The sequence below is a fragment of the Haemophilus sp. SZY H35 genome (genome assembly GCF_018829705.1).
Taxonomy (GTDB): Bacteria; Pseudomonadota; Gammaproteobacteria; order Enterobacterales; family Pasteurellaceae; genus Haemophilus; species Haemophilus haemolyticus_K.
Window position 1 is genome coordinate 672,221 of record NZ_JAHKJZ010000001.1, and the last position, 22,812, is coordinate 695,032.

General features: G+C 37.6%; 25 protein-coding genes and 1 pseudogene. 4 read left to right on the plus strand and 22 right to left on the minus strand.

What is annotated here, in order from left to right:
* Positions 1–66 precede the first annotated feature (66 nt).
* From rlmD to epmB, 5 genes are all read right to left on the minus strand, one after another.
* Positions 67–1,383, minus strand: a complete 1,317-nt coding sequence (gene rlmD / locus KP710_RS03070) for a 23S rRNA (uracil(1939)-C(5))-methyltransferase RlmD (RefSeq protein ID WP_111407144.1) — start codon at positions 1,381–1,383, stop codon at positions 67–69.
* Positions 1,383–2,093, minus strand: coding sequence for a DNA repair protein RecO (gene recO, locus KP710_RS03075; RefSeq protein WP_048954209.1), 711 nt, complete (start codon positions 2,091–2,093; stop codon positions 1,383–1,385). Before recO ends, rlmD begins: the two co-directional genes overlap by 1 nt.
* A 2-nt stretch (positions 2,094–2,095) precedes the next feature.
* On the minus strand, positions 2,096–2,500 hold the full coding sequence (locus tag KP710_RS03080) for an Opacity-associated protein OapB (RefSeq protein ID WP_111407143.1): 405 nt from the start codon (positions 2,498–2,500) through the stop codon (positions 2,096–2,098).
* A 47-nt stretch (positions 2,501–2,547) separates the two neighbouring features.
* The gene (gene oapA / locus KP710_RS03085; protein ID WP_048954211.1) at positions 2,548–3,915 is read right to left on the minus strand and encodes an opacity-associated protein OapA; all 1,368 of its coding nucleotides are present in this window, start codon (positions 3,913–3,915) and stop codon (positions 2,548–2,550) included.
* Between the two features lie 84 nt (positions 3,916–3,999).
* Positions 4,000–5,016 (minus strand): EF-P beta-lysylation protein EpmB, encoded by a 1,017-nt coding sequence (epmB, locus tag KP710_RS03090; protein ID WP_048954212.1) that lies wholly within the window; start codon positions 5,014–5,016, stop codon positions 4,000–4,002.
* Positions 5,017–5,053: 37 nt separating this feature from the next.
* Between epmB and efp the strand changes: the two genes are divergently transcribed.
* A complete protein-coding gene (gene efp / locus KP710_RS03095) occupies positions 5,054–5,620 on the plus strand; it encodes an elongation factor P (RefSeq protein WP_005635150.1) in 567 nt (188 codons plus the stop codon).
* Positions 5,621–5,739: 119 nt separating this feature from the next.
* Here the strand turns inward: efp and secF are convergent, their stop codons facing one another.
* From secF to queA, 7 genes are all read right to left on the minus strand, one after another.
* Positions 5,740–6,714, minus strand: coding sequence for a protein translocase subunit SecF (secF, locus tag KP710_RS03100; protein WP_111407142.1), 975 nt, complete (start codon positions 6,712–6,714; stop codon positions 5,740–5,742).
* 10 nt (positions 6,715–6,724) lie between these two features.
* The gene (gene secD / locus KP710_RS03105) at positions 6,725–8,575 is read right to left on the minus strand and encodes a protein translocase subunit SecD (protein ID WP_111407141.1); all 1,851 of its coding nucleotides are present in this window, start codon (positions 8,573–8,575) and stop codon (positions 6,725–6,727) included.
* 69 nt (positions 8,576–8,644) lie between these two features.
* Positions 8,645–8,938, minus strand: coding sequence for a preprotein translocase subunit YajC (yajC, locus tag KP710_RS03110; protein ID WP_005631054.1), 294 nt, complete (start codon positions 8,936–8,938; stop codon positions 8,645–8,647).
* A gap of 109 nt (positions 8,939–9,047) precedes the next feature.
* Positions 9,048–9,269, minus strand: coding sequence for a sulfurtransferase TusA family protein (locus tag KP710_RS03115; RefSeq protein WP_106013475.1), 222 nt, complete (start codon positions 9,267–9,269; stop codon positions 9,048–9,050).
* Positions 9,266–9,784, minus strand: a complete 519-nt coding sequence (locus tag KP710_RS03120) for a hemerythrin domain-containing protein (RefSeq protein WP_106013476.1) — start codon at positions 9,782–9,784, stop codon at positions 9,266–9,268. Before KP710_RS03120 ends, KP710_RS03115 begins: the two co-directional genes overlap by 4 nt.
* A 63-nt stretch (positions 9,785–9,847) precedes the next feature.
* Positions 9,848–10,996, minus strand: a complete 1,149-nt coding sequence (tgt, locus tag KP710_RS03125) for a tRNA guanosine(34) transglycosylase Tgt (protein ID WP_106013477.1) — start codon at positions 10,994–10,996, stop codon at positions 9,848–9,850.
* A 213-nt stretch (positions 10,997–11,209) separates the two neighbouring features.
* Positions 11,210–12,301 (minus strand): tRNA preQ1(34) S-adenosylmethionine ribosyltransferase-isomerase QueA, encoded by a 1,092-nt coding sequence (queA, locus tag KP710_RS03130; RefSeq protein WP_111407140.1) that lies wholly within the window; start codon positions 12,299–12,301, stop codon positions 11,210–11,212.
* A 153-nt stretch (positions 12,302–12,454) separates the two neighbouring features.
* Here queA and KP710_RS03135 point away from each other — a divergent pair.
* A pseudogene (locus tag KP710_RS03135) lies at positions 12,455–13,069 on the plus strand (IS1595 family transposase).
* 128 nt (positions 13,070–13,197) lie between these two features.
* Here the strand turns inward: KP710_RS03135 and KP710_RS03140 are convergent.
* From KP710_RS03140 to KP710_RS03180, 10 genes are read right to left on the minus strand one after another with little or no spacing between them, the layout of a single operon-like run.
* On the minus strand, positions 13,198–13,845 hold the full coding sequence (locus KP710_RS03140; protein WP_111407139.1) for a TerD family protein: 648 nt from the start codon (positions 13,843–13,845) through the stop codon (positions 13,198–13,200).
* A 12-nt stretch (positions 13,846–13,857) separates the two neighbouring features.
* Positions 13,858–14,436, minus strand: coding sequence for a TerD family protein (locus KP710_RS03145; protein ID WP_111407138.1), 579 nt, complete (start codon positions 14,434–14,436; stop codon positions 13,858–13,860).
* A 36-nt stretch (positions 14,437–14,472) separates the two neighbouring features.
* Complete coding sequence (locus KP710_RS03150; RefSeq protein WP_252346356.1) at positions 14,473–15,537, minus strand: helix-hairpin-helix domain-containing protein; 1,065 nt, start codon at positions 15,535–15,537, stop codon at positions 14,473–14,475.
* 15 nt (positions 15,538–15,552) lie between these two features.
* Positions 15,553–15,972, minus strand: a complete 420-nt coding sequence (locus tag KP710_RS09565) for a hypothetical protein (RefSeq protein ID WP_252346357.1) — start codon at positions 15,970–15,972, stop codon at positions 15,553–15,555.
* Positions 15,972–17,522 (minus strand): PP2C family serine/threonine-protein phosphatase, encoded by a 1,551-nt coding sequence (locus KP710_RS03155; RefSeq protein WP_111407136.1) that lies wholly within the window; start codon positions 17,520–17,522, stop codon positions 15,972–15,974. Before KP710_RS03155 ends, KP710_RS09565 begins: the two co-directional genes overlap by 1 nt.
* A 2-nt stretch (positions 17,523–17,524) precedes the next feature.
* Complete coding sequence (locus tag KP710_RS03160) at positions 17,525–18,562, minus strand: TerY-C metal binding domain-containing protein (RefSeq protein ID WP_111407135.1); 1,038 nt, start codon at positions 18,560–18,562, stop codon at positions 17,525–17,527.
* Positions 18,563–18,570: 8 nt separating this feature from the next.
* On the minus strand, positions 18,571–19,206 hold the full coding sequence (locus tag KP710_RS03165) for a vWA domain-containing protein (RefSeq protein WP_111407134.1): 636 nt from the start codon (positions 19,204–19,206) through the stop codon (positions 18,571–18,573).
* A gap of 18 nt (positions 19,207–19,224) precedes the next feature.
* On the minus strand, positions 19,225–19,863 hold the full coding sequence (locus KP710_RS03170; RefSeq protein ID WP_005709530.1) for a vWA domain-containing protein: 639 nt from the start codon (positions 19,861–19,863) through the stop codon (positions 19,225–19,227).
* A gap of 11 nt (positions 19,864–19,874) precedes the next feature.
* Positions 19,875–20,243 carry a hypothetical protein gene (locus KP710_RS03175; RefSeq protein WP_111407133.1) on the minus strand — a complete coding sequence of 123 codons (369 nt, stop codon included), beginning with the start codon at positions 20,241–20,243 and terminating at the stop codon, positions 19,875–19,877.
* A 4-nt stretch (positions 20,244–20,247) separates the two neighbouring features.
* Positions 20,248–21,249: a TerC/Alx family metal homeostasis membrane protein gene (locus tag KP710_RS03180; RefSeq protein WP_111407132.1), complete on the minus strand. Its 1,002-nt coding sequence runs from the start codon at positions 21,247–21,249 to the stop codon at positions 20,248–20,250.
* A 102-nt stretch (positions 21,250–21,351) separates the two neighbouring features.
* Between KP710_RS03180 and KP710_RS03185 the strand changes: the two genes are divergently transcribed.
* Both KP710_RS03185 and smpB read left to right on the plus strand, forming a co-directional pair.
* Positions 21,352–21,717, plus strand: a complete 366-nt coding sequence (locus tag KP710_RS03185) for a transcriptional regulator (protein WP_111407131.1) — start codon at positions 21,352–21,354, stop codon at positions 21,715–21,717.
* A gap of 582 nt (positions 21,718–22,299) precedes the next feature.
* The gene (gene smpB, locus KP710_RS03190) at positions 22,300–22,782 is read left to right on the plus strand and encodes an SsrA-binding protein SmpB (protein ID WP_048954216.1); all 483 of its coding nucleotides are present in this window, start codon (positions 22,300–22,302) and stop codon (positions 22,780–22,782) included.
* The last annotated feature ends 30 nt before the right edge of the window (positions 22,783–22,812 follow it).

Here is a 22,812-nt window from a genome sequence, read left to right on the forward strand (position 1 = left end):
GTTGATGAAGAGCAAGCAACTTCCTGTCGCTTTTATTTTGGGTGGATATTGTACCGAATAACCGAGTTATTTTGTAGTGAATAACGTTATCGATTCCAAATGCCCCGTATGAGGGAACATATCTATCACCGCACTTTTTTCAATCTTGTAGCCAAAATCACGTAAAATTTCCGCATCACGCACTAATGTTGCGGGATTACAAGACACATATAAAATTTTCTCTGCTTTCAACTCGCACAAAGCATTTAACGCGAAAGCTGCGCCACTACGTGGAGGATCAAGCAAAATTTTATTGAACGACTGACGTGCCCAAGGTTGTTCAATAAAAGATTGGTCAAGATCGGCTTGGAAAAATTCAATATTCTTGATTTGGTTTCTTGCAGCATTTTGCTCCGCTTTTTGTACCATTTCAAAAACGCCTTCAATTCCTACCGCACTTTTCACGCGTTTGGCGAGAGGAAGCGTAAAATTTCCCATGCCGCAAAATAAATCTAACACACAATCTTGTTGGTTCAATTCAAGCCAATCCAAGGCTGTATTGACCATACGTTCATTTAATGCACGATTTACTTGGATAAAATCACGAATATCAAAATGTAATTTTATGCCATCAGAAAATTGATAATAAGGTGCATCGCCATAGCTTTGTTCAATGCCTTCATCGCTTTGTAAAAACAGCATTAGCTTTTCTTGTTCAGTAAATTTGAGCAATAAAGTGCGGTCAATTTCCGAAAGTTTTTTGGTGTAACGTAACAACATTGCGACACCATTATCGGCCACCACAAGTTCAATATGCCCAAGCTGTTTCGGTGCTGAAAATTTTTCTAAAAGTGCGGTTAATTTAGGCAGTAAATAATTAATTGCAGATTCTGCCACTTCGCAAGATTGAACAGTAATTAAATCGTTGGTATTTTTCTGACGAAAGCCCATCTCAATTTGTTTTGTGCTTGGATTAAACCATAAACTCAAACGCACACGACGACGATACGCCCAAGCATCGCCACAAATCATAGGTTGAAATGAAATCGGCTCTGACTGTAATTTACTTAATCGTTTAAACAATGCGGATTCTTTCGCTTTTCTCTGCATTTCAATAGGAATATGTTGCCCTTGGCAACCACCACAACGCATAAAATGAGCACATTTAGGTTCTAAACGTTCAGAACTTTTTACTCGCCATTTTTTTGCCGTAGCATGCCCATATTGGAGTTTATCCTCCAGAATACGACATTCCACTTTTTCGTGCGGAAGCGCATTTTCAATAAACCAAGTTTTACCATTAATTTTCGCGACGCCTAAACCTTGATAATCTAAATCAAGAATATCAGCCGTAATGGTTTGAACATTGTTTGTTTTTTGCTTTGGGGTATAAAGAAGAACCATTATTTTAAAAGTAAAATATTTTGAGTGAATAATTCCCGGCTTTTTAACGGTTTATCGCCAAGATAAGGTTTCAGTGCAATACGAGTAAAACGTTTTGCCGCTTGACGAACCGCCTCATCGGAAAAATCTAGGGCTTCAAAGGCTAACAAATCTCTGCCATAAAAGGTGAGATTATCTTTCACTAAGGAAGCAATAAAACCTTTTTCCTCACGATAACGATATGTCATTGTGCAATCCACAGGCTCGCCAGAGCCTGCACAATGCAGAAAATCCACGCCGTAACCGAGAATTTGTAAAAGTTGAAATTCAAAAAGACGCAACGTTGGTTCAACGTTGGTTTCAGTTGCCAAGCCCGTTAAGCATTTTAAATAATGTTGAAATAGCGAAGGATTCGGCGTTTCAGGCTCAATGACACGAGTCAATAACTCATTCACATAAAAACCGCTATAAAGTGCGGTTTGTTGTAAAGGCAGTGTAATTGCGGCAGGTTCAGCTTTAGTGAGGGTTTTCAATGAGCTTTTTCCCGACCAACGCAACAATAAAGGTGTGAAAGGTTGCAAGACCGACTTCCAAGATGAACGCTTTGCTCGTGCACCCTTGGCGATCACGGTTAGGCGACCACTTTCTTCAGTAAACAAATCGACTAAAAGACTCGTTTCACTATAAGGGCGACGATGAAGAATAAAGCCACGTTGGAGTTCGGTTTGCACAATTAATTACCGGATAAACGCTCTACGGGTTGTAATACACATTGTTCCGCTAAAACTTCACCTAAATTAGTTTTTAGCACACTAAAATCCTCGCGCTCTTGCCACGTCCAACGAATATTGCCGTAATTCTTACCGCGCTCAGAAATCATTAATGTCAATTTTTCTGACATAGAATTGAACGTCACCGTAATGTGATGCAATAATTTTTTACGTTTTTTTTGAGTGGAATGAACAACACGAATTTGCTTGTCATCTTTACACAAATAAACTTTCGCCTCACCTTTTTGCAAAGCTTTATCTACTTTTTCCACCTGCATCTTTTGCGGCTCTGGCTTCTTTGGTAAATCACTTTGAGCACAACCGACCAAGCAAAGTGCGGTTAAAATTAGAAACGTTTTTTTAAACATAACATCCTACTTAAAAAAGAAAAATGGGCGATTGCTCGCCCTAAAAATTATTTTTTATATTCATAAGAACCATCAGACTGACGAACAAATCGCGCACCGTTAGATAAACGCATTTCATTTACTCGCCCTTGACTGTTTACGGATACCGCAACTTTATCACCCGGTTTAAAGCTACTTAAAACATTGCCCGCACCCGCTGCTTTACTCATTGCATTAACATCCGAAATATTAAGTTGATTATCACGGAATACTTGCATAAGAGAAACGCCTTTAGGCACAGTTAATGTTTTCGCCGATACAGTTGGTGCAGCTGCTTTCGTTGCAGGTTTTGCATCAACAATTTGAACTTTAGCTTCTTTTTTAACTTGAACCGGTTTTGCCTCAACAATTGGTGCTTTTCCAGCTGTTTTAGCGACGGTTTGTTCAGTTGCTTTTGCTGGTACATGTGCTTTTTCCGCAACTTTCACTTCTTTTTTCGCGGTATCTTTATGTGCAACTTGTTGTTCTACTACTTTTTTCACCGGTTGAACTGGCGCTACAACAGTTGGTGCTTTTGGCTGTTCCACTTGAGTTTGTTGAGCTTGAGTTTGTGATTGCTCAGGTTGAGCTGCTTGCATAGGTTTAGCTGAAGCTGAATCCATTGTATTTGAGGTTTGAACTGGAGCTTGAGCCATATTTTGTGGCGCAGCCATGTTTTGTGGCGTAGCCATGTTTTCTGCAGGTTGATTTTGAGCGGTCAAACTATTAGCTGATTCATCTGCTTTTGGCGCATTTTCAGGTTGGTTAGCTTGCTCTGCTGCCATCTGATTTTGTGCAGGAGGATTATCTAAAATCGTGGTTTCAACTGGTTGATTTTGATCTAAAGATTGGAACTGCACTGGGATTTCATTGCTGTTAGATTGAGTGAAAGACTCAACGGTGTCAGAACTTGGTTTTAATGCAAAGAAAATAATTAATAAAATGACCAACGCCAAAATAGCCATAAATAAACGGCGATGTTTTGCTGGTAATACTTGCAACACTTTCCATTTTTCCGGTTGGCCTAAAGTACGTTTTTCTGCTTGCTCAACAGTTTCTGTGGCAATCGTTTCAGTCTTAATTTCTTCTTCAACAGCAGATATTGTCTCTTCTGCAGATACAGTCTGAATAACTGGCTCTTGTTCTGTTCTCAATGTTTCGCTAGAAATAAAAGGCGCGCTTTCTTGAGCAGGAGTATGCCCAAAAGTGGGCTCTTTACGCTCATGAAAATTTGTTTCTACATGATCTTTTTTCGCAAATAAACCCTTTGCTTTATCAAAAATTGACTCACTAGGTTGCACCACTTTCTTTGGTGTAATTGGTTCAACTTGATTAAGACCTAAATCTAATTCATCTTGAGATGATTGTTCATTTTGATTTTTATTCATAGAATCCACTGGATTACTCCTGATACTTGTTGTTATTCATGTTAATTAGCCACGGAAGTGCGGCAAAAAAATTACGTGATATTTTATCGGATCTTATGCCGCGTATAAAGTCTTATTTGGTTCGCCGGCAATTTCTCGTGCGAGTTTGGGAACAAGATAGCCAGATGTAAGAGATTGCAAGGTTTTATAAATTTGCATAGCTTCAATATCGCTAATCAAAAAATGGCTCGCCCCTTGCACTTTATCTAGCAAATGCAAGTAATAAGGCAAAATTCCTGTTTGAAAAAGTTTATCACTCAATATTTTTAGAATTTGCGCGTCATCATTCACGCCTTTTAGCAAAACGGATTGATTCAAAAGCGTGACATTCACGGCTTTTAATTTTTGCATCGCATGAGCAAAAATTTGATCAATTTCATTGGGGTGATTAATGTGTGTCACCATAACAGTTTGCAAGCGACTTTCTGCTAATAAGGTACAAAATTCATCAGTAATCCGTTGCGGAATCACAACAGGCAAACGGGTGTGAATACGCAAACGTTGTAAGTGCGGTATATTTTCTAAATGTTTTATTAACCACGCTAACTCATGATCTTTCGCCATTAAAGGATCGCCACCTGAAAAAATCACTTCTTCAATTTCAGGATGCCCCGCAATGTAATCTAATGCCAGTTGCCAGCTTTTTTTATTTCCTGGGTTTTCGTCGTAAGGAAAATGTCGGCGGAAGCAATAACGACAATTCACCGCACAACCGCCCTTCGCCATAAAGAGCAAGCGATTTTGATATTTATGAAGAATATTCGGCACCGCATTGGCATTTTTTTCTTCTAATGGATCCGTACTAAATCCTTCGGCTTGTACAAACTCTAGATCAGAACACATCACTTGCAAGAAAAGGGGATCTTGCGGATTACCTTTTTCTATTTTATCAATGAAAGGTTGTGGTACGCGGAGCGAAAAAAGTTTCCGCGCAGCAATGGATTGCTCAAAATCATCTTCTGGTAAATTTAAGGCTTTTAGCAATAATTTAGGATCTGAAATCGCATTTTTTAGAATTGTGAGCCAATTTTGTTCTTCTCTAATGACGGGTTCTTGGGTTAAAATACGCACTTTTCAAACCATCTCTAATTTTTAGGATATTAAAAATATGGCTACATATACTACCAGTGATTTCAAACCAGGTCTAAAATTTATGCAAGACGGTGAACCTTGCGTAATCGTTGAAAATGAATTCGTAAAACCAGGTAAAGGTCAAGCTTTCACCCGTACTCGTATTCGTAAATTAATTTCAGGCAAAGTATTAGACGTAAACTTCAAATCTGGTACTTCGGTTGAAGCTGCTGATGTTATGGATCTTAACTTAACTTATTCATACAAAGATGATGCATTCTGGTATTTCATGCACCCAGAAACATTTGAACAATACTCTGCTGATGCAAAAGCTGTAGGTGATGCAGAAAAATGGTTATTAGACCAAGCAGATTGTATCGTGACTTTATGGAATGGTGCACCAATTACTGTTACTCCACCAAACTTTGTTGAATTAGAAATCGTCGATACAGACCCAGGTCTTAAAGGCGATACCGCAGGTACTGGCGGTAAACCAGCAACATTAAGCACTGGCGCAGTAGTAAAAGTACCTCTTTTCGTTCAAATCGGTGAAGTAATCAAAGTAGATACTCGTTCTGGCGAATACGTATCTCGCGTAAAATAATATTTTACTGTTAAACGAAGGTAAGTTATTTTCGCTGCTATTCAAAGCAAAAAATCTAAATAAAAAATAGCCCCAGACAATTATAGTCTGGGGCTTACTTTTAGTTGATTATCAAGAAATCACGGTAATTCATCAATTTCCTTATCTACTTTAGGCGGGATCATATGTTCACGGCGTAATCCAACATCGTATGCAATTGCGATTGCAATAAAGATTGAAGAATATGTACCAAATCCAATCCCCACAAGTAACGCTAAAGAGAAGTTATGAATTGATGGACCACCAAAAAAGAACAATGCAATAACAACAATTAATGTTGTAGCAGAGGTCATGATGGTTCTTGATAAAGTTTGCGTTAAAGAAACATCAATAATATCAATCGTATCTAGACGTCTTATTTTTCTGAAGTTTTCACGCACACGGTCAAAGACCACGATACTATCGTTAATAGAATAACCCACAACAGATAAAATCGCTGCAACGAAGGTTAAATCAATTTCGATTTGTAACGCTGAAAACACACCAAGAGTAATAATTACGTCATGTGCAAGGGATGCGATACCGCCGAAACCTAAACGCCATTCAAAGCGAGAACCTACATAGACTAGCATCATCGCTAATGTTGCTAATGTCGCATACACCGCACCTTGAGCCAATTCTTCCCCTACGTTTGGTCCAACGAATTCAACACTACGAATCTTAATGCCAGAATCTACTTCTTGGAGCATTCCTTTTACGCGATCGCCAATACCAGAATCGTTATCCGTAGCTGGCAAACGAATCATAACATCTTGAACAGACCCCGTCGTCTGCACAATTGGGCTTTCAATACCATTTTCATGGAGCTTACCACGGATTTTTTCTAAATCTGCAGATTGTGAAAAATGGGTATCAAAAACAACCCCACCGGTAAAATCCAAGCCCCAGTTAAAGCCTTTTGATACGATAAAAAATAGCGAAATGGCCATTAAAAGTGCGGAAAAAACATAGCCCCATTTACGCATTTTCATAAATTCGGTCAATGGGAACGGGAGTTTAATCCCATTGATTTCACGGATAAAATGTCCGTCTTTATCTTTTGCAAAAATTTTCATCGTTCCCTACCTAAATTGATAATTTCTTAAGTTGTTTACCGCCATAAAGCGCATTAACTAATGCACGTGTTCCTGTAATTGCGGTAAACATTGAAATTGCCACACCAAGTGAAAGTGTAATCGCAAATCCTTGAATTGGGCCTGTCCCCACAGCATACAAGATAATAGCGGTTAAAATTGTCGTTAAGTTTGCATCAAAAATAGAAGTAAACGCCCCGTTGTAACCTTCATTGATTGCTTGTTGAATTGGGCGACCATTTCGAATTTCTTCTTTAATACGTTCAAAAATCAACACGTTTGCATCCACCGACATACCTAAGGTTAATACAATACCGGCAATCCCTGGCATGGAAAGTGTCGCTCCAGGTAAAATAGACATTAAACCCACTAACAACACAATATTAATGACCAAAGCAAAACTTGCGATAATACCAAACATTTTGTAGTAGAACAGCATAAACACAATCACAGCAATGAGTCCCCAGAAACTCGCATTAATCCCTTGCTCCACATTTTGTGCCCCCAAAGATGGGCCAATTGTCCGTTCTTCAACAATTTGAATTGGTGCAATTAATGCCCCAGATTTCAATAAGGTAGAAAGGTTATGCGCTTCTGCAATACTATCGACACCGGTAATTTGGAAGTTTGAGCTAAAGCGACCTTGGATCGTCGCCACATTAATCACTTCCTCATGTTTTTCTAAAATGGTTTTACCATTTTCGTCTTTTTTACCGTTATCTTTATATTCAACATAAAGTGTCGCCATTGGTTTCTTGTAATATTTTTTGGTGGTTTGAGACATAATCTCACCACCTTCACCATCCAAGGTTACACTCACTTGAGGGGTGCTTGAATGCTGATCTAAACCAGAACTTGAATTAATAATATGCTCACCACCTAATACCGCGCGTTTAAATAATGCGACAGGATGACCTTGTCGATCATATTTAACTTCCGAATCAGCTGGCAACATATTACGAGAAATTGCATCGGCCGTAACATTTTGATTTACGATACGAAACTCAAGCGTTGCAGTTGCCCCTAAAATTTCTTTTGCGCGAGCAGTATCTTGAACACCTGGTAATTCAATCACAATACGTTCAGCACCTTGACGTTGAATAACCGCCTCAGATACCCCTAATTCAGCAACACGTTTACGTAAAATCGTTAAGTTTTGCTCAATTGCTAAGTCGCGTGCTTCATTTAATGCTGAAGTAGAAAGACCTAAATTAATACTATCGTTATCCAACTCTGTTATATCTAAGGTTGGATGCAACTGATGAATAATACGTTCCGCTTTAGATCGTTGACTTGCATCGGCCAATGTGACAGAAGTACCAAAATGCTCAGTATTTTTAATTGCCGTATATTGAATTTTTTCTTTGCGAAGTTCGTTACGTAAACTGTCTTGTAATTGCTCTTGGCGTTTTACAAGTGCAGCATTCATATCAACTTCCATCAAAAAACGAACCCCACCGCGTAAGTCTAATCCCCATTTCATTGGGTTAGCACCAAACATGCTTAACCAAGCTGGAGTGGCTGGAGCAAGATTTAATGCAGTGGTGTAATTATTGCCAAGACGTTCAGCAATTTTATCTTTAGCGAGGAGTTGATCATCGGTATTAGTGAAACGAGCTAGAATTGAGCCGTTCTCAAGCACGACAGATTTAGTTGGAAGATTATTGGTTTTAAGCACATCTTGAACTTGTCCAAGCACGCTAGTATTCGCTTCTTGACCGCGCGTACCGGAAATTTGCACCGCAGGATCTTCACCATAAATATTTGGAAGAGAATATAAAATCCCGATGGCCACAATAAAAATAACCATCAAATTCTTCCATAATGGATAACGGTTTAACATAGTTTTCCTTTTCTTTTCTAACGCACAGAGCCACAATTCGTGGCTCTGGAAAATAATTTAACGTTACTCTTAAAGTGATTTTAATGAACCTTTAGGAAGAACGCTCACAATGTAATTACGATTAATCGTAATTTCTGTCGTGTCGTTTAACGCAATCACGATGCTATCGCTACCTTCAGTTACTTTAGTAATTTTGCCGATTAAACCACCAGCAGTTAAAACTTCAGTACCTTTTGCAAGCTCAGACATCAATTTTTTATGTTCTTTATTGCGTTTAGCTTGCGGGCGATAAATCATAAAGTAAAAAATTAAACCAAAAATCACGAAAATAAATAACGTGGACATCGGGTTTTGTGCTTCCATTGTATGTTTTCCTTGTTAATTTAAGTTAAAAATTGCGCTTAAAATACCATAAATTGGCTCATTGGGAAAGGTGAACCACACCCAATCTCCTACGTTATGGCGATTAATTTTATTTTTTCAAGATAACGATAAATTCTTTTTCAGAAACGTAATATTGCTCGACCAAAGCAACAGAATTTTCCTCTGCAAAAATAGAAAAATTTTCCACCGCACTTTCAAGGTTTAAGATCAACATTAGCTCATCATTTTTATCCAAATTTTTTAAGGCTTTTTTAGCACTTAAAAGAGGAATTGGACACCGAAGTGCGGTTAAATTGAGCTGATATTTCATTCTTTAACTTGACGACGAGCACTCATGCTCTTGCCCATTTCAGCCAAAATATCCGCACTTAAGCATTCACGCCCCATTTCAAATAACGGTTCTTCTAACGCAATATGACGCTCATAACCTTGAACAAAGCTTTCAATTAAATGTTCATCAATATTTTGACGTTGTTCAGAAATAAGCTCTTCTAACTGCGCAGATAGTGCATTCCAATTTTCATGCAAATATTCGTGCTGTTGTTCTAATTCATCAATGGAGCTTTGTGCTTGCGGAGCCACTTTGACTAATTGAGGGAAAAAATCTAATTCCTCATCCTCATGATGTAGGGGAGCGGCACGATTGAAATAAGTTAAAATTTGCTCAACATCATTTAATACAGCCTGAGTATATCCGTGTTTTTCTAGATAATCAGGTAAAATGCTTAACTGGCGACAAAAACGTTTTACCTTACTATGACAGGCATAAAGCATTTCAATAGGTTCATTCCATGTGGCGAATTGTTGAGGTTCAAGAATTTGCATAAGGTTTCCTTTGTTAAAAAGTGCGGTCAAAAAACATTTCATTTTTTACCGCACTTTTATCAATTATGATTTATCCGCTAATTGTAATGGGGGAACAGGTTTGCCCATGCGAGCATAGAATTCCACCACAAAATCATCAAAACGATCTTCTTCGATAGCTTGACGAATTTCCGCCATTAAACGTTGATAATAGCGTAAATTGTGAATGGTATTTAAGCGTGCACCTAAAATTTCACCGCACTTATCTAAATGATATAAATAGGCCTTGGTATAGTTTTTACAGGTGTAGCAATCACATTCAGGATCTAATGGGCTCGTATCATCGCGATATTTTGCATTACGAATTTTAACAATACCGTCAGTCACGAATAAATGACCATTACGTGCATTACGGGTTGGCATTACGCAGTCAAACATATCAATACCACGACGTACGCCTTCTACTAGGTCCTCCGGTTTACCTACGCCCATTAAATAACGAGGTTTGTCAGCCGGGATTTGTGGGCAGATATATTCTAAAATGCGGTGCATGTCTTCTTTTGGTTCGCCTACCGCTAAGCCGCCCACCGCATAACCGTCAAAGCCAATATTCACTAAGCCTTCTAATGATACTTTGCGTAATTCTTCAAACACGCCACCTTGGATAATACCGAATAGGGCATTTTTATTGCCTAATTCATCAAAGCGATCACGGCTACGTTTTGCCCAACGAAGAGACATTTCCATGGATTTTTTCGCATAATCGAAAGTCGCTGGATAAGGCGTACATTCATCGAAAATCATCACAATGTCAGAACCCAAATCATATTGAATTTCCATGGATTTTTCAGGCGAAAGGAAAATACGCTCACCATTAATTGGGTTTTGGAATTTCACGCCTTCTTCGGTGATTTTACGTAATTTACCTAAACTAAATACTTGGAAACCGCCACTGTCTGTCAAAATCGGGCGATGCCATTGCATAAAGTCGTGCAAATCACCGTGTTTACGCATGACTTCTTGTCCTGGTCGAAGCCATAAATGGAATGTGTTACCCAGTAAAATTTCTGCACCTGTCGCACGCACTTCTTCTGGCGTCATGCCTTTCACGGTGCCATAAGTACCCACTGGCATAAACGCAGGGGTTTCTACACTGAACGTGCCTTGTGGACGTTCAAATACCAAGCGACCACGACGAGCATTGCCGCTTGTTTTATCTAATTCATACTTCATTTTTGCTCCAACGAATAAACAGTTCGAAGATTTTTATAAATAAAAAAGCCTGTTATAACAGACAGGCAAAATTTGATAAAACTCATTAAACAGGCGCAGATTTAAAAATAATCTGCCTCAAAAGAGTTTAGATATTTCGTACTTAACACTACAAAACAATAAGTAAGTACGACCTTTTTATTGTAGGTTCTGTGTACTTACAAGTCAAACGACTCATTCTAATCCTAGAACATTAGGTTTTTTATTGATAAACATCGCATCGCCATAACTAAAGAAACGATATTTTTCTTGCACTGCATGCTTATACGCATTCATTGTATTTTTATAACCAGCAAAAGCTGAAACTAACATTATCAATGTACTTTCAGGTAAGTGGAAATTAGTAATTAAACAATCCACCACTCGAAATTTTTTTCCTGGATAAATAAAAATAGAGGTATCAGAAAAATAAGGCTCAATTAAATCTGGATTGCCAAATTCTTCCGCAGAAAGCGCCGCACTTTCAATAGAACGAACAGAAGTGGTTCCTACTGCAATAACACGTTTACCCGCTTTTTTTGTTGCAATAATAGCATTACAAACTTCTTGAGAAACTTCTACGTATTCTGCATGCATCACATGATCTTCAATATTTTCGACACGAACAGGCTGGAATGTTCCTGCGCCCACATGCAATGTGACAAATTCAAAATTCACGCCTTTCTCTTTAAGTTTTTCAAGCAAGGGATCATCAAAATGTAAGCCTGCTGTTGGTGCTGCCACAGCCCCCGGTACTTTACTATAAACGGTTTGATAACATTCTTGATCAGCTTCTTCATCTGGACGGTCGATATAAGGCGGCAATGGCATGTGTCCAATGGCTTGCAACACATCTAAAAGAGCGGTTGATTTATCACTTAATTCCACTTCAAACAATGTGCCATGACGCGCTGTCATTACCGCTTTAATTCCATTATCTTCGCCTAATTTATCTTCACCTAAAAATAATTCAGTTCCTTCTTTTGGTGATTTTGATGAACGAATATGCGCTAAGAAACGATGCTCATCTAACATGCGTTCAACTAAAACTTCAATTTTTCCACCGCTGGCTTTACGCCCAAACATTCTTGCAGGAATGACGCGAGTATTATTGAAAATCAATAAATCGCCTTCATCAATTAAATCCAATACATCTGAAAAAGTGCGGTCAATTACCGCGCCATTTTCCCCATTCAAATGTAATAAACGGCAAGATGCTCTGTCCTCTTTTGGATAACGAGCAATAAGTTCATCAGGTAAATCGAAATTAAAATCTGAAACACGCATAATCAATATGGATAAAATAAAATAATGGTTAAGTCTAGTTTGAATTCAATATGAACTCAAGAAAAATCAAATTAATGCTTAAGATAGATTTTTAAAGAAATTCAAGTTAATTTCTGGGCTGACGTAGATTAGCAAGTGTACTAGTCATATAAAATAAAGATAACCCATTGTAAATTAGATAAATCTATAAAAATAAGCTCCTTGAATTTTTTGCATTAGAAGTTATAGCCCGAGCAGCAGCTAATTTACTCGATATCCAAGCCAATTCAGCGATTTTGTTTTACCAAAAAATTAGTGAAGTCATTAGCTATCATTTAGCCCTTGAAGACGATGAGATTTTTGATAGTCAAATTGAGCTTGATGAAGCCATTTGGGAGGTCATCGTAAAGAAAAACGAGGTCAAACGTAGCAGGAAAAATTGCCATATTCGGTTTGTTAAAGCGACAAGGATAAAATATTTAAGGTGGTGGTAGAAAATACCAAACCAGAGACATTAATGCCTATTATTGAAAGAGCAATCAAGCCTGACCAGCTGGTTTTATACCGATACCGAGCTATGATGCCCTTGATGTGAGCACATTTCATTACGAACGAATCAATCATTCTAAACTATTCACGGTGAAACAAAACCACATAAATGGAATAGAAAATTTCTAGCGTGAGGCGAAGAGAATACTCCGAAAATATAATGGAATCGACCGAAAAAACTTTTCTTTATTCTGGAAGGAATGTAAATTTCGGTTTAACGTTGGCTCACCAAAAGAATAACTTAAAACATTGCGAAAATAGTGTGGTATTTAGGGCTAATCTACGATAGCCCCTAAATTAATATAGCCGCAAAAAATGGAAAGGTTCGAAAAAAACTTTTTGCTCACAATTATTATTGAATATAGCTATTATTTAGAACCAGCCGAAAAATTAAATCCCCAGCCATAGTATTTGCTACAATCTGCATGTCCATTAAAGAAGTTAATGTCTTTACGAACTGACATCTGAGAATCATCAAAGTCAATGCTTGCAATCGCACAGAATGTGCGAGGATCAGTTTGTTTCCCCATTTCAACAACAATTTCAGGCTGGTTAGGCACTTTAACGGTTACCACTGCATCAGACTCAGCCCATTTAGCAGCCCCCTCATAAATGAAACAATAGATAACCAAACGACGTAGATCTCTAATACCTTTTGGGTTGACTAAAATATTTTCACCTTCGGCTGAGCTGCCATTCCGATCATCTCCACAATGCCATACCCAAGGCGCTTGGCTATAACATCCTTGGCGTGTTAGACGTTCTCTTGACCCGCCACGACCTTGGGAAAATTGCAAACCGTCAATAAGTGAAGCTGTTCCGTCTTGTAACTCCCAGTAACACCCAAGATCTAAGTCAATCTCTTTATTTGAACCAAATAAGCTACTGAAGAAACCAGTGGTTTTTTGTTGAGTCCAATTTAAGTTAATAGTAATTTGCTGATCAGTTGATTTCGATAAATCAATTTTATGAGAATCACCTTTTTTTTCTAAAGTAATTTTATTTAATGAAACCATTTTTCACTCCAATTAACCTACATTTACACCATATTGTTGGCAAAGTGAATATAATCCCCCTGTATATCCTTGACCAATTGCACGAAATTTCCATTCACCGTTATGACGATAAATTTCACCAAACACCATTGCTGTTTCAGTGCTGTAATCTTCAGAAAGATCAAAACGAACAATTTCATCACTAGTATCATTATTAACAATACGTACGAATGCATTGCTGACTTGACCAAAATTTTGACGACGAGCTTCTGCATCGTGAATAGTTACAGTAATAAAAAGTGATTTGATATTACTTTCTACTTTGTCTAAGCGAACTATAACGCTTTCATCATCACCATCTCCATCACCGGTTAGGTTATCGCCAGTATGCTCTACACCACCACAAGGTGAAACTAATTGATTATAGAAAATAAAATGTCTATCAGAAGGCACTTTACCATTTTCTGTTGCCATAAATACACTTGCGTCTAAGTCAAAGTCTTGCCCATCAGTTGAACGAGCATCCCACCCTAAACCAACCAATATATTTTTTAAGCTCGAATCGGTTTTACTTAATGAAATGTTTTGACCTTTGATTAATGAAATTGCCATATTATAATTCTCCAGTTGTTATTAGGTTAATAAATCTTATGCACCAGTCATTTGAACAACGATAAGCCGTCCGCCTTCGCCTTTTTTCAAAAGAATTTTGGCGCCTTCCTCGAGTTTCACTTTTCCGCCAATAGGAATAGATTGTTTAGTATTGACATCTACCATATCAGTCAGATTTTCGTTCACAAGCCACCAATTTCCTTGATATAACACGAAATATCCAATGCGTTTTGCATCTTCCACTTTTAATTTCTCATTCGGGAAAATACGATTATCTGAATGCCATTTGAAAAGTGATTGCCCGCTGTAGACCATAATTCTGTGATTATCAGGACGATAACTACCATTTGGTGCAGCAGAATATAAATTTAACACGGGCAATTTACCTTGATGTGCTGTGCCACAAAACGGACATTTAGGCGATTTAGAATTATCAAAAGCATACCATTTCTGTTCACAATTAGCGTTTTGACAAGGCTGAAGCAAATCTACTGTTTTTACTAATGCCTGTTCCCATTCATCTGCTGTCGGGCGAGCAATAGGATTATGCAAGCCGTCAATAAAGGCGCGTTTAAATAATTCGCTTAAATAAGGGCCAGTAACGATATAAGGCATTTTTTGTGTGTCTTTCCAAGGCTGTTCGCTAGGTTTAACATTCCCTATTTTTATACGATTAGAATGATCGGTTGGGTGTTCAATGAATAACGCCTTTTCTCCCATTCCTAATTCTTCATCACGCTGGCTATCATTCATATCAAAAACCTTATCGCCTCGAAGTGGATGGCGATAAAGTAAATACATATAAATTAACACTGCTAACGCGTGTAAATCCGTAGTTCGGCTAGGTAACTTACGCTTAGGATCATTTTTATCTAAATGTTGTGTTGCCACTACTTCAGGTGCAATAAAATCAGGTGTTCCCACAACAGTTGGCGGATGTTTCCCTGGCACCACTAAACCGTCAATATCAATCAAGCTCGCTTGACCAGTTGTTGGGTCGATTAAACAGTTTTTGTAACCTAAATCACTATGACTTAATCCAGCCATATGCATACGGCGAACGGCACGAGCCAACATCAAGCAGACTTTCAAATGCAACATCCAATCGCCTAACTCTCAAGAGTCAAGAAACTTATTGCGATTAGAAGCACTGGCGAACCATTTACCGTCTTTATCTTTGCCTTTAATGCCTAACATATCGTTATTACGGCTACCATATTGGAAGAAAAAGCAATCACGATAAAAAGGGCTAACCACACCGAGCTTGCCTTGATATTCCACTACAGCGGTAGGCCAACAGAATAATTTTTTAAGATATTCTCCACCTTCTTGATTAAAGATCTTTTCGCGGTAAGTTCCTGTTATCATTTCTAACCGCTCTTTCGTGGCAAGATCAGCAGGTTCACGGAAGAATGCAACAACATAATCTTTATTAGGTGAGAACATCACATCTTTCATTCCGCCTTGGGCTTTGATTTCATCAACAAATTGAATAGTTTCACCATTTGTTGCAGTGAGCGTGATAACTTTACCCATTATTCAGTTCCTTTTTGAAGTGGTATGTCACTTGCTTTCTGGAGCGTGATTGTTTTTGTTTCATTGTTCTGAGTAATGTTGAGAGTTCTGACTTTTTCATTAGCAAATTCTTGATTATTTTCAGCCGTTTGTAGAACTATCTCATTCACTATTGTTGATTCTTCCTTCAAGATTTCATTGGTCATTGATGTATAAGTCATTCCCTGCCATTCTGACTGCGGAATAAATATCGCTAAAGTGCGATCATCGTGCTCTCCTTTTGAGAAGAAATCTAGCCATTCCTCTAAGGCTTTTTCTGGTTGCTCTTTTTGTAATGGTTCACGTAATTCTTGCCAAAAGATTTGCCAAGCCTCAAAGGTGTTAAGCTGTACATCACTATGAAATTTAGGATCGGAAACGCCATCTGTCATTAATATCAGGATTGGAGGATAATCACGAATATCTGTATAAATACGTGCGGTGATTTTTTCCGCATTGGCTTCAGCTAAGGTTAAAAATTGGGTTTCACCTGAATATTGTCCTGAGTCAACTTCACCCAATAATTTGATTTTTTGTATAGCGGGATCAAAGATTGCAGCTGCACCATCTCCCACCCAATAACAAGCAGTGAACCATTTTCCATCGATTAAAGGTAATGTAAACGCAAGCAGTAATGTGCAAGAAAGTGATTTCTGTTCAATAACATAATCTTTTGCCGCTGTTTCTTGGGCAAGATAAGCGGCTTGAACCGCTTCTTTAAACATCACTTTGGTAATATAAGCGAGTTCTTGTTCGTTTTTTTGGGAAAGTTTTTGGTAGTCTTTACCTTCAATATTCAGTAACTCAAAAAATTTATCTTTTGCGGCCTCTACAGCTAGTTTTGAGCCTTGACGAGAAAATTCTGCACTTCCAGCACCGTCGGCAACAGCAATGAAATGAAATTTTGATTTCTCGTGATAGCCGATAGTAAAATCATCATCACAGCACGTTCCTTTCATTGCGTGAGTACGTCCGCGCATACGTGCTGCGATTAATTGTCCTAAGTCTGTGGAAATCTGGCTACTTGCACTATCTGGTTTCCAAAAACGGCTATTTTTATCGGAAGGAATGTTCTTCCATAAATATTTCGGATTAGGATTGATAAAAAGGGTTGAGTGTGCTGTATTACCGTCAATAAGTTGAAAAGTCAGTAAAAATTCACCGCTCTTTATCGGTATACCATCTAATGCTTGTGCTTCTACATTCCAAGCTAATCCAAGGTCCTCTTCGACTTTTAGAGATTGAATTGTAGGGAAATCATTGGTTTTTTGGTAAAAATAAGGTTCATCTTGTTTTGCATTTGGCAATGTAATGATGAGATCTTTTTTATATACTGGAGTTGTTTCTGTTGGTTGAATGGTCAACATATTATTTTCCAATGATGTTATGTTTTTAGCTTCCTGAAAACGTTGCCATATTTCATAAATATGGGATATTAATGTCTGATTTTGACTGGCAAAGGCATCAAGATATTTTTCATCAGCCTGATTTAACCAAGATTTTATTTTTTCTAATTGTTCGGTTGCATTCATCCCTAGCCCCTTGCACGCGTAATATCAAAATCAGCACCGTCGGCTTCATCATTAAAATACAAGGTTTCATTACAACCAGGGCAGACGACTTCTTTTTCGCCATTAGCACAGAAAATTTGCCCACAGTTACACATACATAAACCAAAAGCAGCTCCACAATGGGGACAACCGCCACCACCCCATAATTGTGAAGTAGAAATTTGGCTGTGATTTGGCCGATGATCAGACCAATCTGCGTAATCTTTTTCAGCAGGATAAACACCAACATATTGAAAAATCGCATTATCAAGCGGACTGTTTTCAAGCCGTTCATATTTCATTAAATAAGGTAATTTCACCTTGCTACATTTACCCACGATGATTGCATAATTTTCATCTAAAGCGACCGCTTGCTCTTTTTCTTTAATCAAAGAAATACCACCGCTTTCTAAAATTTCTTTATTCAGTGACATAGGCAATTCCACACCCAGCGAGCGACTTTGACTTAGAATGGAATCGGCAACAGATTCACATAAAGCACGGTAAACTTTTTCTATATCTTCATCATCTAGTCGATAGGTTAAATCACTAATTTCACTTAATGTATCAAGGTTGGCAAATTTACCAATGCCAATATTGATTATCTTCACTTTATTTTGAAAATGGTGTTTCCAGCGAGAAATAGCTTGTGCAGGATCATCTGTTGGAGAACCGTCTGACATAATGTAAATCAATGGTTTCCAATCGCCTTTTTTCTCTGGCGTACTACGTACAATATCTTTTTCTAAAGAATCCATTAAATGATTTAGTGCTGCACCAATAGATGTTCCAGAACCAATAGGCAAACGAGGTGGGTAAAAACTCATTAATTCCGTTAATGGTGCAAGCGTACCAGCTGCCCCAGCAAATGCGATCACAGAAAGATAAACAGATTCTAACGCGTAAGGATCACGGCGAAGTTGATTAACCAAGCGGCTAATGCCTTCTTGCATTTGACGAAGATTTTCGCCAGCCATACTTTCGGAGATATCAACAACAAGATAAACAGGTAAACGACGCATAATTTCCCCTAAAATACAACGGTGATTTCATCTGGTGGAGGAGGGAGATCATTGCTTGGTGAGCCCACACTGACGCTGGTTTGAGCAACCGAAGCAGAAACCCATTGGAAGAACTGTGCAAAGCTATTTGCATCCATTGTATCGAGTGATACCACAGTATCCGTTAATTTTTTTAAGATGTTTGGATCCGCTTTTGGACCTGCGGCACAAGCGACAATGTTGCCAAAATTTAAGGCTTTAATTTGTGGAATGGCGAGTTCATAAGCTAATGTATCGGAAGGTTTTCCGTCTGTGAGTAAAATTAAAATCGGTCGCCAATCGCCTTTTTGTTCAGATGTAGCAAGAATACGATCTTTTTTAACCGCTTGTGAGATTTCTTCTAACATTTTGCCAAGAAAGGTTGCCCCACTATCAGGGCAACTAATAGTCGGCAATACCACATCTTCAAGTGCGGTTAATGGCAGCACATTTTTTATTTGCGTATCAAATGTTGAAATGGAGAGATACACACTTTCTAACGCATAAGGATTTTGTCGTAAGGCGGAAAGCAGTGATTGCAAACCAACATTCACTGCTTCAATTGGCTCTCCTTTCATCGAGCCTGATGTATCAATACAAATATAAGTGAGTAGTCTTCTAGACATATCTACTAACCACCTAAATTATAAAACAATATTTAATTCTGCTGGTGGTGGAGGAAGTTCACCTAATCCGCCTACATCTTTTTTGTTGAGATCTACTTTTTGACTTGATACAGAAATAGAGGCAGATACCCATTTAAAGAAGGCTTTAATAGAGTTGGCATCTGCGGTATCTAATGACACTACACTTTCTGTAATTTGTTTTAATACATTGGTATCAGCTCCAGCACCTGCCGCACAAGCCACAAAGGTGCCAGTTTTCACGGTTCTCAATGCATTAATTCCCTTTTGTAGATCGTCTGTTGGCACACCATCAGAAAGTAAAAATACAACTGGTTTCCAGTCTCCTTTTACTTCGGCTGAGCCTTTTTGTACTTCACGGTTAATACAATCTGTTAATAGTGAGAGTGCTTCGCCCATTGATGTTAAACCAGATGCTTCGATGGTTGGAAGTTGGAAGCTCATTAGCTCAGTGAGTGGCGTAACTTGTTTGGCTTTGCTATCAAAAGTAATCACAGATAGATAAGCCGTTTCTAATGCGTAAGGATCTTGACGCAAGGCAGAAACTAGCATTTGTAAACCGTTACGCACAGATTCAATAGCCTCGCCCATCATTGAGCCAGAAGTATCAACTAATAAATAAACAGGTAAACGACGCATAATTTTTCTCCCTAATAACAATTTTGAGTTGGAATACCATTTTTACGGTTTAATTCCATTGCTGCTTCACACGCTGAACGTGATTGCTTGCCTGCACAATTTTGATTAAACCAATTTATCATTTGTGAATGTTGAGCTACTTTTTGATTGTATAAATCTACCGAATCATTGGAATATTGATTAACGCGAGTATTTCTAAGTGAATCACCTAACCATTTTGCTTGGTTGTAGATTTCAACACATTGTTCCATTTGAGCATCACTGATTACTGGAACATATCCACGTATCGATGATGTTGGTGGAGCAACATACTGCTGGTTTGCTAAAACATTTGTAGTAACAAGACAAGTGGTCAGAAAGATTAATTTTTTTGTATTCATATAATTAACCTTCTTCTTTTTCAGGAAAAATAAATGAAGCAATCACACCAATAAATAAAACGCCTAATACAATATAAAGACTGACATTGGCTGAAATATAAATTCCTGTATCAAATACCGAGTGGTTCCAAGATTGAATACCCATTTTGATACCAATAAAGAACAATAAGGCAATGACTGCCTTTTCTAGATGAACTAGGTATTCTGTGAGTACTGCAAGAATAAAATAGAGACTACGCAAGCCAAGAATGGCGAAAATCATTGCTGCATAAACTAATAAAGGTTCTTGAGTTACGGCAATCACGGCAGGTACTGAGTCAAAAGCGAAGGCAACGTCTGAAGTTTCAATCGCCATTAAACACAAGAATGCAGGTGTGGTATAACGTAAACCTTGACGCGTAACAGATATAATTTGCTCTGCATTTAATTCGTTATGTTTTACAAAGAATTTTTCTTGCACTAGTTTTGGGAAAACAGGCATCATTTTCCCTACTAAACGAACACTCCAGTGATGAGTATAGTCTTCGATTTCTTCTTCACTATCATCTCCGCCTCGTAACATTTTCCAACCACTCCAAAGTACAAAAGCCGCAAAGATAAATCCAACCCAAGGACTTGCGACAAATAATCCTGTTCCAATCACAACGAAAATAGCTCGGAAAATTAATGCGCCTAAGATTCCCCAATAAAGAATACGGTGTTGAAGGTGATCTTTGATGCCAAAAGATGCAAAGATCGCAACAAATACCATTAAGTTATCAATGGATAAACTCTTTTCAAGTACATAACCAGCAAGATAGAGATCTGCCCATTCTGGCTCAAAACGGAAATAAAGATAAGCGTAAAACGCCAATGCCAATGAAATCCAAAAGATTGACCAAAGTGCGGCATTTTTTACCGTAATTTCTTTACTGTGACGGTGAGAGATTAAATCCACATAAACAGAAAATAAGATGGCTGAAAAGAAGACAATAAGAACTTCTAAAGGAAAACCAAAATGATGCATAGATTAGACCTAAAATAAAAATAATAAAAAACCAATTTAGTTTACATAAAAACCATAATGGTTTACAAGTTTTTTAGGGATTTAGTCATAATTATTTTCATTATGAAAATATTAACTGAAAAAGAAAAATTTAGTGCACGTTTAAAACTAGCTCTTTCAGCAATGGCTATGCAGAATTTGAAGACAAGTGAAATAGCAACTAAATTTAATTTGCAACACCCAAATGAGTCTGTTACTCAACAAGCCGTACATAAATGGCTTAATGGTTTGGCTATTCCATCAATGGATAAAATTGAAACATTATCTAAGTGGTTATCAGTTAAACCAGAATGGTTACGTTATGGTGTGGATGATAATGAAAAAATGACAATGTTAGATGAAGTTTTGTTGAAGATGATTATTGGACTATCGGAACAGCAAAAATCAGCGTTAATTGCTTTTATTAGTTCTTTTCAGAATAAATCCTAAGCAAAGCTATATGTAAATGATAGAAAATTCACACTATTACGTATCAAATAAATAATACAAAATGGAAGTTCTCATTTGATAGAAAACGGGATTGAAGCTATCAAAATAGCAAACATAAAAATAAGATGTCTACTAAATAGTAGAACCGTTTTTTATTTGTAAAAAACTATCTTTTGTTAGATCATATTTTTTCAAAAATAGATATTTACAAAATTTGTAACCTAAATTATAGCAGGTGGAGTATCTTAGATTATCTACATTCCTAAAAATTCCTGTAATCTTGATTTATCCCCATCTTAAAATCTATTAAATTATCTCTCTTTCAAGCCAAGAAATGAATCATAAGCAGCATATTGATAGCAATACGCATTTGTGTTAATTAAGAGAATTTAATCCCCCTCATTGTATAGCTGTTAATTTAAGATTTGTTTCTTTAGAGAGAGAATAGCTAAATATCTTATAATAGCCTTACATTAGCCATCAATGAGCATTCAAAATGTTAATAAACTATACCGACACGATCTTTTTGCTATCAAAAAAGATATCCTATAGAATGCCGAAATCAAGATAAGGTGAAAGACAATGACAAAGAAAAAAATAAAACCCGGATCAAATAATATTGCACTGAATAAACGAGCACGACACGATTATTTTATTGAAGATGAGATTGAAGCAGGTCTTGAACTACAAGGCTGGGAAGTAAAATCAATGCGTGCAGGCAAGGCAAATATTAGTGATAGCTATGTAATTTTCAAAAATGGAGAAGCTTTTTTATTTGGTGCCAGCATCCAGCCTCTAAATGTTGCCTCAACTCACATTGTTTGCGATCCTACACGAACACGTAAATTATTACTCAATAAGCGAGAACTTGCCTCACTATTTGGTAAAGCTAATCGTGACGGATTCACTATTGTGGCGCTATCTCTTTATTGGAAAAGTGCTTGGGCAAAAGTTAAAATTGGCTTAGCAAAAGGGAAAAAACAACACGACAAACGCGATGACATTAAAGAGCGTGAATGGAAAGTTACAAAAGATCGCATTATGAAAAATGCACATCGTGGATGATATGAAAAAAGTATAAAGCCCGAAATGATT